The organism is Alteromonas sp. 5NS40-0096 (genome assembly GCF_057544385.1).
This window is the reverse complement of record NZ_BAAJLQ010000001.1, coordinates 422059-433696: the sequence shown is the minus strand read 5'-3', so window position 1 is coordinate 433696 and position 11638 is coordinate 422059. Positions and strand designations below refer to the sequence as shown.

The 11638-nt window shown below is 45.0% G+C and carries 9 protein-coding genes and 1 tRNA gene; 1 reads left to right on the top strand and 9 read right to left on the bottom strand.

The annotated features are described in order from the left end of the window. Positions 1-200 precede the first annotated feature (200 nt). Entirely contained in the window at positions 201-749 is a 549-nt protein-coding gene (locus tag AC27G9_RS02045) for an HNH endonuclease (protein WP_487070502.1), read from the top strand. Positions 750-906: 157 nt separating this feature from the next. On the opposite strand, the gene AC27G9_RS02040 is transcribed toward AC27G9_RS02045, so the two are convergent. The 9 genes from AC27G9_RS02040 to ftsH form a co-directional block, all read right to left on the bottom strand. Next, positions 907-2154, bottom strand: a complete 1248-nt coding sequence (locus tag AC27G9_RS02040) for a glutamate-5-semialdehyde dehydrogenase (RefSeq protein WP_487070500.1) — start codon at positions 2152-2154, stop codon at positions 907-909. Positions 2155-2339: 185 nt separating this feature from the next. Then, the gene (locus AC27G9_RS02035) at positions 2340-2891 is read right to left on the bottom strand and encodes a DUF2878 domain-containing protein (RefSeq protein WP_487070498.1); all 552 of its coding nucleotides are present in this window, start codon (positions 2889-2891) and stop codon (positions 2340-2342) included. A 409-nt stretch (positions 2892-3300) separates the two neighbouring features. Further along, on the bottom strand, positions 3301-5664 hold the full coding sequence (locus AC27G9_RS02030) for a bifunctional diguanylate cyclase/phosphodiesterase (protein WP_487070496.1): 2364 nt from the start codon (positions 5662-5664) through the stop codon (positions 3301-3303). A 269-nt stretch (positions 5665-5933) separates the two neighbouring features. Further along, positions 5934-6019: transfer RNA gene (locus AC27G9_RS02025), tRNA-Leu, on the bottom strand. Positions 6020-6027: 8 nt separating this feature from the next. After that, positions 6028-6390: a preprotein translocase subunit SecG gene (gene secG, locus AC27G9_RS02020; protein WP_487070494.1), complete on the bottom strand. Its 363-nt coding sequence runs from the start codon at positions 6388-6390 to the stop codon at positions 6028-6030. Positions 6391-6399: 9 nt separating this feature from the next. Then, the gene (tpiA, locus tag AC27G9_RS02015) at positions 6400-7140 is read right to left on the bottom strand and encodes a triose-phosphate isomerase (RefSeq protein WP_487070492.1); all 741 of its coding nucleotides are present in this window, start codon (positions 7138-7140) and stop codon (positions 6400-6402) included. Between the two features lie 85 nt (positions 7141-7225). Beyond that, positions 7226-8569, bottom strand: a complete 1344-nt coding sequence (glmM, locus tag AC27G9_RS02010; RefSeq protein ID WP_487070490.1) for a phosphoglucosamine mutase — start codon at positions 8567-8569, stop codon at positions 7226-7228. A 21-nt stretch (positions 8570-8590) separates the two neighbouring features. After that, positions 8591-9415 (bottom strand): dihydropteroate synthase, encoded by an 825-nt coding sequence (folP, locus tag AC27G9_RS02005; protein ID WP_487070488.1) that lies wholly within the window; start codon positions 9413-9415, stop codon positions 8591-8593. 63 nt (positions 9416-9478) lie between these two features. After that, positions 9479-11425, bottom strand: a complete 1947-nt coding sequence (gene ftsH / locus AC27G9_RS02000; RefSeq protein WP_487070486.1) for an ATP-dependent zinc metalloprotease FtsH — start codon at positions 11423-11425, stop codon at positions 9479-9481. Positions 11426-11638: the final 213 nt, after the last annotated feature.

Below are 11638 nucleotides of genomic sequence, written 5' to 3'. Positions count from 1 at the left end.
ACTGCCAACGTAGATGTTGTCTAAATTGAGAAAGCCCAAAAAACACGTGGGACACGAATGAGACAGTCCTTAAAAATGCGCTAAGGGTAATGCCGTTGTCGCTCGTAAGCCGTTTATGCAACTTAATCAGCGCATAAACAAACTAACACACGGTGATGTAACGACACTGGCGAATAGCCCATTCAAAAAGGGTAAAAATAATGCTGATTTTGCGACTCAATAAAGCTGGCATGCCACAAGAGTGGCTAAATGTTGAACATGCGGCCCGTTTGTATGCACAAGGAAAAGTGCTTTTCGAACTTGGCACCGAAGCTTGTACATTGAGAGGCGGTAGGAACTACCTGGGAATTCAGTCCAAACTGGCTTTGTCATCCATCATTGCGTGTGACGGAAAAATTATTGATGAAACCGGCAAAATAGCACTGTGCAACCCCTACTTGTTTAGGCGAGATAAGAATATTTGCCTCTATTGCGGGCAGCACTTTCCTTCATCCAAACTGACCAGAGACCACGTCATACCCCGCTCGCGCGGAGGACGAAACGTGTGGACTAACGTAGTAACTGCGTGTTCTAGATGCAACCATGCCAAAGGGGCCAGGACCCCAGAGGAAGCGGGAATGCCTCTGCTTGCGATACCATTTAAGCCCAATATTTATGAGCGTTTTTATCTGATGAATCGGCGCATATTGAGTGACCAAATGGCATTTTTAAGCTCGCATTTTAGCAATCGGCGAGATTGGGACGACTAACATCAGCGATGGTTAAACACGAGCAAAGAAGTCTTCAATAAACTCTGAATTGGATGCATCGGGATGATAGGCCTCTAGCGATTGAGATTGATTAGGCCAGCAGGTCTCCAAACGGCTCACCACTTCTGAATAAAAAAAGGGGCATGCGCCCCTCTTTTTACGGCCTGACTTGACCGTCACCCTTAACGATATACTTTTCCGTTGTCAGGGATTCTAATCCCATTGGCCCGTATGCATGTAACTTTGTTGTTGCAATACCAATTTCCGCGCCCAGCCCAAGTTGGCCACCATCTGAAAACCGTGATGACGCATTATGCATAACAACCGAGGCATCAACTGCCTGTAGAAAACGTTGGGCGTTTTGCGCATTTTCAGTACATATCACTTCAGTGTGATTACTACCAAATTCTGCGATATGGTCTAATGCGCTATCCACACTTTCTACGACTCGAATAGCGATTTCAAGCCCAAGATACTCTTGTCCATAAGCCTCTTCGGCTATCAATTCTGCGTTTGGAAAATAAGGTTTACCTGGCTCATTGATATGAACTTTGACGTCATGTGTGTCAAACGCCTTCGCAACCATTGGTAAAAAGTCTGAAGCAACAGAGCGATGGACGATTAACCCTTCCAATGCATTACAAACACCCGTTCGCTGGGTTTTACCGTTTAATAATAACGCAAGCGCTTTTTCCAAATCAGCGAACTCATCGACGTATAAGTGGCAAACCCCTTTAAAATGCTGAATAACGGGTACTTTACTATTTTGCGTAACATAGTTAATCAAGCCCTCTCCCCCTCTTGGGATAATGACATCGATGTAACCGACCTGCTCCATCAACTCTTGCATCAAAGCACGGTCGGGATCAGGCACAACGGAAATTAAGCTCTCAGGTAAGTGATGCTCACGCAGCGCACCATGTAAAACTTCAGCAATAGCAAGGCTTGTGTCCAAAGCTTCTTTGCCACACCGCAATACGACTGCATTACCAGACTTGAAACACAAAGCACCCGCGTCGGCTGTAACATTGGGACGAGCCTCGTATATCATGGCAACAACGCCAAGTGGAATGCGCATTTTCTTGATTTCTAACCCATTGGGTCGTGTACCAAATGGTCGTATTTTGCCAACAGGATCATCTAACTTAATGAGCGTTTCTATACCAGCAGCCATATCCTCAACACGCTCAGTCGTTAGCGTTAATCTATCGACCATAGATGGGGCCAAATTGTTGTCTATTGCACGCGCTACTTCACTCGCATTCTTCTCGATCAAAGCCGCAGAAGATTGGCGAATTCGATTTGCCATTGTTTGTAAAACACAGTTTTTGGTTTCGGTATCAACAGCGGCCAATACACGTGCCGCCTCGGCGGTTTGCTGGCACAAAGTCGTGATCACACTCATTATCGCTCCAAGTACTAATTTCGGCCGAATTGCTGTTGTTGTTTTAGCCGGGGAAATGCAGCTGTCGTCTCTGCTAACAAAGTACGTAGAATAATGATTATGGATGATTTAGCAATGCCAATAATGCATAAGGCAAAACCAATAAGAAAAATGGAGTAAACCGCGGCTATGCTGACGTCTTTTTACTATAGTTCTCTGGCCAGATTGCTATCGTCGTCATCGTCTAGCATCTCGGCAGCAAGACGACGAACAAAAAACATAGAAGCGGGCATGATTAGTGCCCAGACAAACGAGAGTATGACGAGGGTTTCAGTAACGCCTAGGGGAAAATCAACTGCACCAAAGCGGTAGCCTGCAAAGTAGCTCAATGGCCCGGATATTGCGCCCAATATGGACGCGATAATCAACCGATTCTGTAAGTAACCGAGACTATGTCTCAATGTTGCTGCAAAACCAATCCACAGTGAGACTAACCAAAACGGTATCGGTAAGGTTGAAATCTCACTCGTAAAATTGAAAACACCTGTTACCGCCAGAACAATATCGGCCATGCAACCCACCATAGCAACAGGAAGCACTGTTAAGATTTCAACTTGGCGATTGGGTACAAAAACAAAATAGCCAATGACCAACAGCGATATGAGCCAAAAATACTCATATTGAAACAGTATTGCCAAAAACCAGATCGATTGGAACCAAACAAAATTGATAACTTTTAAATTGAGCAGCATTTTCATTTACGCATTCCCTTTCGGTGACAAACTATATACCGACATCAATACAATGACGATCAACTTAGATTAAATAAAATGCATATGCCAAGTAAAAATGTTGCTATTTTGCAACAGATAGTGCGTGTCCTACTGAAAAATATGCACAAGCCACGCTCTGATATAGTCAAAATTGAAAATTCATTCTTTTATATATCAGTTAATTAGGCGATATTTTAAAAGCAGAATCCCGATTGGCACGTCAAGTGCAATGTCCTAGAGTCTACAGTAGACGTTTTTGTTCGGAGGTAAGTCGATGATGACGATGTTTTCATTTCTCGTAATGTTCAGCGTTGCCATTTTGGTAACGATCCACAGAAAAGGGCCGATTGCGGCGGTGTTTGCCTTGTTTACCCCATTTATCGTGGCCAACGTGCTAGTGAGTTGGGTCCGAACTCATTTCAGTGGAACCTGAAGATTGGGCGACAGATACATAGTAGTCACTGTCGGTTAGCCAAGTCATAAAGTCTTCCAGTTTTAACGGACGGCTAATGAAATAGCCCTGACCATAATCACATCCCCAATCGGCCAAGAGTTTCAATGCTTCCTCATCCTCTATACCCTCGGCAACAACGGTGAGATTGAAAATTTTTGCCAGGCTCAGCACGGTATGAACAATCTGTTGGTCCTCGTTATCACTGACTAGGTTTAGCACAAAACTTTTATCGATCTTGATAGTTTCTGCCGGCAATGTTTTGAGGTAAGCCATCGAGGAATAGCCAGTACCAAAATCATCGATAGCAAGTTTGAATCCTAATGATTTTAAGTGATTGAGGTTTTCAACCGCTAGAGCAGCGTCTTCTACTAAGTCGCTCTCGGTAATTTCAAAAGAAACGTCTGAAGGTGAAAGGCTAGCGTCACTGAGGATTTTTTGCACCTTCTCGAGTAATTCTTTGTTTTGGATATCACGAGACGATAAGTTGATTGCCGCTCCAATATCATAACCATTCTGCCTCATAATCAATAAGTCAGCGACGGTTGATTGCACAACAAACAGAGTAACTTGGTCAATCAAGCCCGCCTGTTCTGCAATTGCAATAAATTCATCTGGCGGCACGAAACCTAACGCAGCGCTATTCCAACGAAGTAAAGCTTCAACACCCATTACTTTCATGGTTTTCAAATCAAGTTTGGGTTGATACACCATTGATAACTCTGATTGTTCCATCGACAACGCTTGTTTTAGTTCTGTGATAATACTCAAGCGTCGCAGGTAACGTTTTTCAAAGTCCTCTTTGTAACCCATCAGCCATTGATTTTGGGCTTGCCCTTCATCAATCAAGATATTGAGTTTTCTGAATACTTCTTCGGTAGTTTTAGCATCTTCTGGACAATGAATTTCAGCCATAACGACTTTGATAGGGATATTAATTCCGTCTATTTCGACTGGCTGTTCAAGTATATGTCGTAATGTCTCAAGCTGGTGCTCTTGGTTCATTACGTCAGATAGCCAAATGATCTCCCCACCCGACAGCCTTGCCGCCTCGCCTCCCCAACGGGTCAAACGCTCAGCCAGACATTTAAGGCACCTATCACCATTCGCATAACCATATAGGTCATTGATTGTCCTGAAGCCAATAATATTAATGCCTATGACCTGTAATGGGCTGCCTGACATCAATCTTCTGGATATGACTTGTTCGATGTGATTGCGATTGTACAACCCCGTTAACATATCGTGTTGCGCTTGGAAACGAATTCTCTCTTCACGATTTTTGATATTTTCTTTCATCGTGTCGAAAGCAGAAGCCAGGTGAGAAATCTCTCTTATTCTGCCTTTTACATGAATCTGTTCATCGTATTGCCCTTTAGAGATTCTGCCGACCGCATCTACTAAAATGTCCAACGGTTGACTGACTCGACGAGAAAGAAGCAACGCTACGCCAGATAACAAAACAATGGCAACAATGGAGATACTCAACACGTTGAGCTGTAGGTTTTTGGCACTGTTATAGATGGGTGTAAGGTCTGACGCTAGTGCTACCGTAAGACCTGCGTTTTCGAAGCCCTCAACATTTAATGTTCGCAACCCATATTTTTGCCCTGTTGAAGTAAACAGGTCACGCCACTCTAGTGCACTGTCACCCTTGTCCACGAGGTTTTGCGCAATCCCATGCTCAAGACTAGATTGTACAACTCGCTTAGATTGGTCATCTGAATAAACAATGATATCCGCCTGTACAACCTGTTCGACTTGTTTCAAAAAATCGTCGTCGATCGCAAAACCAATGCCAGTATAGGCAATGGGACGAGGCGCCCTCACCTGAAACAATGTTAGCTGGTAAAGTATGTCGTTTACTTTAATAAAACCATAGGAGGAACGCTGTCGAGATACGCTATCAATCAGTTTTTCGTCAGGAAATGGCGCACCAGCTTCAAACAATGCTGGAACACTTGTAATAACATTGCCATTAAGTTCGGTAACGAACATAAAATCAGATTCAGCACGCTGACCGTGATTTTGGAACATGGTATCGATGGTAGGTACGTCCCGACTGGCAATGGTATCTTTGAACCCAAAGTCATCGGTCACTAGTTTCCCATTACCCAGCTTTTCTTCTTTTCGTCCATCGAGTACACGTTGAAAAACATTCTCGGCAATGACTAAATCCCTTTCGATTTGGTCATTGGCAAGTTGTGCCGTGCCTGCCCATACGTTGAACAACACAAGAGCAGCGGTAATGATAATCCCCCCGAGTATGACGCGAAAAATACTCTGTCGGAGTGACGTTTCCTTCATAGGGTTCCTTATCTTTGGCACGGGTACGACTCAAACCTAGACTACATTATTTTTGTCTAGTTCATTCGTCAAGTGACTTATCTCAACTATAGCTCGTTTTGTCCATAAAGTTCAGCAAGATACACAAGATTGGACCTTTTTTGCACATTTGGACCAGTGCGAGACTGAGACAAGATCGACAAGCTTGAAAATGCCGTCTTTTGAACTTCGCTGAGATAACAGCCAAACAGGCATAAAAAAAGCCAGCTATAAAAGCTGGCTTTTTAGATTGGTGCGGAAAGCGGGACTTGAACCCGCACGAGCTATGCTCACCACCCCCTCAAGATGGCGTGTCTACCAATTCCACCACTTCCGCAAAAAAAATTAATCTGGCACGTCGTTAGACGGCTGTTCTTCAGGTTGAGCACTAACTGGAACGTCAGAATCACCAGGGACAACTTGCTCGACAACTGGAGTCTCAAGGTTTTCCCACTCGTCGCCCTGCTTCTCACGACTTGCAGTCAAACTACCAAGCACTAAGCTGATTCCAAAGAATCCTGTCGCTAAGAACGCAGTTGTGCGAGTCATAAAATTACCCGAACCACCAGAACCGAACACGGTATTTGAACCGCCAGCGCCAAATGACGCCCCCATGTCAGCACCTTTACCTTGCTGGATCAGTACAAAACCAATCAGAAGCAATGCAACAACCAGATATGCAATTAAAAGTATTTCGTAAATAGCCATAATGCCTCTCTAACCTGCCGCTTGGCAGATTATTTTAAAACCTTCCATTTTTAAGCTAGCGCCACCGATTAGGCCGCCATCTACATCTTCCTGACTAAATAATGCTTCTGCATTGTCAGGTTTAACACTACCACCGTACAGAATTCTCATGCTTTGTGATAGTTGGGTGCTGACACCTGACAAGTACTGTCGAATAAATTCGTGCACTTCCTGCGCCTGCTCTGGTGTCGCTGTAACACCTGTGCCGATTGCCCATATTGGCTCGTAAGCAATCACACTGTTATTCAAATCTTCAATACTTAACACATCGGTTAATGCATCGAGTTGGGCTTTGATGAACGAATTGACTTCGCCCGCTTCGCGCGTTTCAAGGGATTCCCCAACGCAAATGATGGGAATCAAACCACCTTCAAGCGCTTTTTTAGCTTTCAGCGCGACAAGCTCGTTACTTTCACCATGGTCATCTCGACGCTCAGAATGACCAACAATAACATACTGGCAGCCTGCTTCTTTAAGCATTCTTGCGGAGATATCACCGGTGTGAGCACCATCATCGCAATGACTTAAATCTTGCCCACCTAATGCGAACTGAGGTTGAGTAAAACCATGAATGTAAAGACTTGGTGCACACACGACTACAGTGACGTTGTCGATTGCTTTTAAACCTTGTTCAAATTCCTCTGCTAGAGCAATAGAACCATTCATTTTCCAATTTCCAGCCACGATTGGCTGTCTTTTACTTTTACTCACTTTACTGCCTTAGCCCTGCATCAAAGCGGGCGTGATATTAACGATTCCTAAACCAATATACAAGCGCAAATACACAAAAATGTAATCAACTGGCCACTTTACGTACAGCGTCGGCGATAGACTCAGCCCATTTCAATGATGCAGCTTCATCATTAGACTCTACCATCACTCGAATGAGCGGCTCTGTTCCACTTTTTCGCAGTAGCACACGACCTGTTTTTCCAAGTCCTTCTTCCGCCGTTTTAACTGCAGCAATCACATCAGCATGCTCTAGTGGCGCGCCAGCTCCTTCTGTATATCTAACATTGATCAGTGTTTGTGGGAATTTCTCGAAACCGTCCGCTAAGTCATTCAAGGTCATTCCTGTACGGAGCATCGCGGTTAACACCTGCAGCCCTGCGACGATTCCATCACCTGTCGAGCTCGCATTAAGATTGAGAACATGCCCTGAGTTTTCGCCGCCAATAACCCAACCTTTTTGCTGAAGTAATTCCATTACATAGCGGTCTCCCACTTTACTCCGAGCAAATGGCACCCCAAGTTTGTTCAGCGCAAGCTCTAAACCTAAATTACTCATCAGCGTACCGACAACGCCACCTTGGAGTCGACCACTTCGCAGCGCGTCTCTAGCGATAATGTAAATTATCTGGTCACCGTCAATTACATTGCCCAAATTGTCTACCATCATGATGCGATCGCCATCACCGTCTAACGCAAAACCAAGATCAGCTTTGGTTTCCTTAACTTTCTCGACAATGGCTTTCATCGATGTCGCACCAACCTGATGGTTAATGTTTAAACCGTCAGGTTTAGTACCGATTTCGATGACTTCTGCGCCCAATTCACCAAGCACGTTTGGTGCAATGTGATACGTCGCGCCGTGAGCACAATCAACGACAATTTTCATGCCCTTTAAAGACAAGTCCGAAGGGAAAGTACCTTTACAAAATTCGATATAGCGCCCAGCAGCATCGTCTACACGAGTTGCTTTACCCAACGCATCGGAAGCAACACACTCCATTGGCTGTTCCATCATTTTTTCAATGGCAAGTTCAATATCGTCATCTAATTTAAAACCATCAGCTGAGAAAAACTTAATACCATTGTCATAATAAGGATTGTGCGAGGCACTGATCACAATACCCGCTTCTGAACGAAATGTTTTGGTTAAATAAGCGATAGCCGGTGTTGGCATAGGCCCCAAAAGACCTATATTGATTCCCGCCGCAGATAAACCCGCCTCAAGTGCTGACTCAAGCATATAACCAGAAATACGTGTATCCTTACCAATTAGCACTTTATTCGTACCATGGCCCGCTAGCACTTTCCCCGCAGCCCAGCCTAACTTAGTGACAAATTCTGGGTTAATGGCGCTCTCACCGACTTTACCTCGAATACCGTCAGTCCCAAAATATTTACGTTCGCTCATCGCGCTTCCCTTTTTTGAAATTTATTCTACTGATAAAACTTTTTGGACAATTCTAACCGCATCCACGGTTTCTTGTACATCATGGACACGTATGATTTGTGCGCCTTTTTGTGCAGCTATGGCCGCAAGTGTCACACTGCCTATCAGTCGCTGGTCTGTTTCTCGTTCTAAAAGTTGACCAATCATCGATTTTCTAGACATACCGACTAACAGTGGGTAACCCAAAACATGGAGTTTTTCGAGCTGCGCTATCAATTCATAGTTGTGCTCAAGTGACTTGCCAAACCCAAAACCTGGGTCGAGGGAGATATGCTCGGAATGAATACCAGCATCCAAACAATCGCTGACTCTCTGAGATAAGTACTCTGAAACCTCGGTGACAACGTTGTGATACTGCGGCGCATTTTGCATATCTCTGGGCTTACCTTTCATATGCATCAGACAAACTGGTACCTGAAGTTTAGCGGCTTCTTCGATTGCCCTTGGCACTGACAGCGCACGAACATCGTTGATTAAATCGGCGCCGCTCTCAACCGCTTCGCGCATGACTTCTGGTTTACTTGTGTCGATAGAAATATAAACGTCGCTCTGTCGCCTAACTTCCTGAATCACTGGAATTACTCGGTCGAGCTCCTCGGCAATCATTACCTCTGAAGCCCCAGGCCTTGTCGATTCCCCCCCGATATCGATGAAAGTCGCCCCTTGTTCAACCATCGTCAGTGCATTATGCACGGCTATGTCGACCTGCGAATTCTTTCCACCATCTGAAAACGAGTCAGGTGTCACATTTAAAATCCCCATCACATGAGGCGTCGATAAATCTAAGGTTGTGTTTCTAATTTTCATTGTAATTGCAGCGAATATAAAAAAGCGCCGCAGATGCGACGCTTGATGATTAAACAGAAGATTTTAGTGCGTTTGGTCGCCGGTAGAACCTGTTGGCGTATCATTACTCGGGGTAACATCCGCTTTTACTTCACCCGTAGCCCCACCGCTTGCACTGCTACCACCTTTTGGCTTGCGGTCATCCCAGTCAGCGGGTTCTCTGACCGGCTTGCGCGCCATCAGGTCATCAATTTGCCCAGCATCTATGGTTTCATATTTCATTAGCGCATCTTTCATCGCATGCAAAATATCCATATTGTCTTTTAAAATTTGCTCTGCACGCTGATAGTTGCGGTTAATGATGTCTTTCACTTCTTCGTCAATCGCTAACGCCGTTTGGTTCGACATACGGATTGAGCTTGAAGATGAACGGCCCAAGAACACTTCGCCTTCTTCTTCTGCATAAAGAAGCGGTCCCATTTTATTGGACAGTCCCCACTGCGTTACCATTTTTCTGGCAATGTCAGAAGCGCGTTCGATATCGTTTGATGCACCAGTGGTAACACCAGCTTCACCCAACGTGATTTCTTCTGCGATTCGGCCACCATATAGACTTGAAATCATACTCTCAAGTTGTTGTTTACTGTGGCTGTACTTATCTTGCTCAGGAAGATACATGGTGACACCTAGAGCACGGCCCCGCGGAATGATAGACACCTTGTATACCGGATCATGTTCAGGTACTAAGCGACCTACAATAGCGTGGCCTGCTTCGTGATATGCCGTGTTGGTTTTCTCTTCTTCAGACATCACCATAGACTTGCGCTCTGCACCCATCATGATTTTGTCTTTTGCTTTTTCAAACTCTTCCATAGCGACAAGGCGTTTATTTGAACGAGCAGCAAACAACGCAGCCTCATTAACCAGGTTTGCCAAGTCAGCTCCAGAGAACCCCGGTGTACCACGTGCGATTACCGCAGGGTCTACGTTATCTGCAACAGGGACTTTTCGAATGTGGACTTTAAGAATTTGCTCTCGACCACGGATGTCAGGCAGCCCAACCACCACTTGGCGGTCGAATCGGCCAGGTCTTAGTAGCGCTGGGTCAAGCACATCTGGTCGGTTTGTAGCGGCAATAACAATGATGCCTTCATGACCTTCAAAGCCATCCATCTCGACCAACATTTGGTTTAGCGTTTGTTCACGCTCATCATGACCACCACCTAAACCTGCACCACGCTGACGACCGACGGCATCGATCTCATCAATGAAAATAATGCAAGGCGCAGATTTTTTGGCTTGTTCAAACATGTCTCGGACTCGAGAAGCACCAACACCTACAAACATTTCAACAAAATCAGAACCGGAGATACTGAAGAATGGTACTTTCGCTTCACCAGCGATCGCCTTGGCAATTAATGTTTTACCGGTACCTGGAGGCCCCACCATCAACACGCCTTTAGGGATTTTTCCGCCCAATTTTTGGAACTTTGAAGGGTCGCGAAGGAAATCAACCAGCTCAGCAACATCTTCTTTTGCCTCATCACAGCCAGCAACATCCGCAAACGTTGTTTTGATTTGGTCTTCACCTAGCAGGCGCGCCTTACTCTTACCAAACGACATTGCACCGCGACCACCGCCACCTTGCATTTGACGCATGAAGAAGATCCACACACCAATTAGCAGTAGCATTGGGAACCATGAGATAAAGATATTAGCGAGAATCGATGGCTTCTCTGGGGGCTCGCCTATCATGCGAACATCATTTTTCGCTAGATCACTAATTAGCGCTTCATCGAAATAAGGGATGTAGGTGACGAAAGTCTCACCACTGCGCTTTGTTCCGCGAATCTCGCGGGCGTCAGTATTGATTCTCACTTCACGTATATTGCCTTGATTAACTTCCTTAAGGAAAGTTGTGTAATCCGTCTGCGCTCTGGCGGACTCACCCGGTGAAAAACTCTGGAACACCGACATCAAAACTACTGCGATGACGAGCCATAAAATTAAATTTTTTGCCATGTCGCTCAATGCTAAAAACCTCTATATAAACCAACGTTTAACGTCTGAATCTACGAATCATTTGTGAGTTTCGCAAAAACATCTGAAACCGTTTAGTACCGACGTACGTTAACCAAAGATTACTACACTTTATAAAGACTAGCCACCGCTGCTATCACATCGATGAGAGTCTACGCTCGCTCTTTATTCAATCTAACCAACTTGGCACAGACTACTCAGTCC

Coding starts and splice junctions, on each gene's coding strand:
- AC27G9_RS02045 (WP_487070502.1), top strand. CDS start 201: ATGCTGATTTTGCGACTCAATAAAGCTGGCATGCCACAAGAGTGGCTA.
- folP (WP_487070488.1), bottom strand. CDS start 9,415: ATGAAAATTAGAAACACAACCTTAGATTTATCGACGCCTCATGTGATG.
- secG (WP_487070494.1), bottom strand. CDS start 6,390: ATGGCTATTTACGAAATACTTTTAATTGCATATCTGGTTGTTGCATTG.
- AC27G9_RS02040 (WP_487070500.1), bottom strand. CDS start 2,154: ATGAGTGTGATCACGACTTTGTGCCAGCAAACCGCCGAGGCGGCACGT.
- glmM (WP_487070490.1), bottom strand. CDS start 8,569: ATGAGCGAACGTAAATATTTTGGGACTGACGGTATTCGAGGTAAAGTC.
- AC27G9_RS02030 (WP_487070496.1), bottom strand. CDS start 5,664: ATGAAGGAAACGTCACTCCGACAGAGTATTTTTCGCGTCATACTCGGG.
- AC27G9_RS02035 (WP_487070498.1), bottom strand. CDS start 2,891: ATGAAAATGCTGCTCAATTTAAAAGTTATCAATTTTGTTTGGTTCCAA.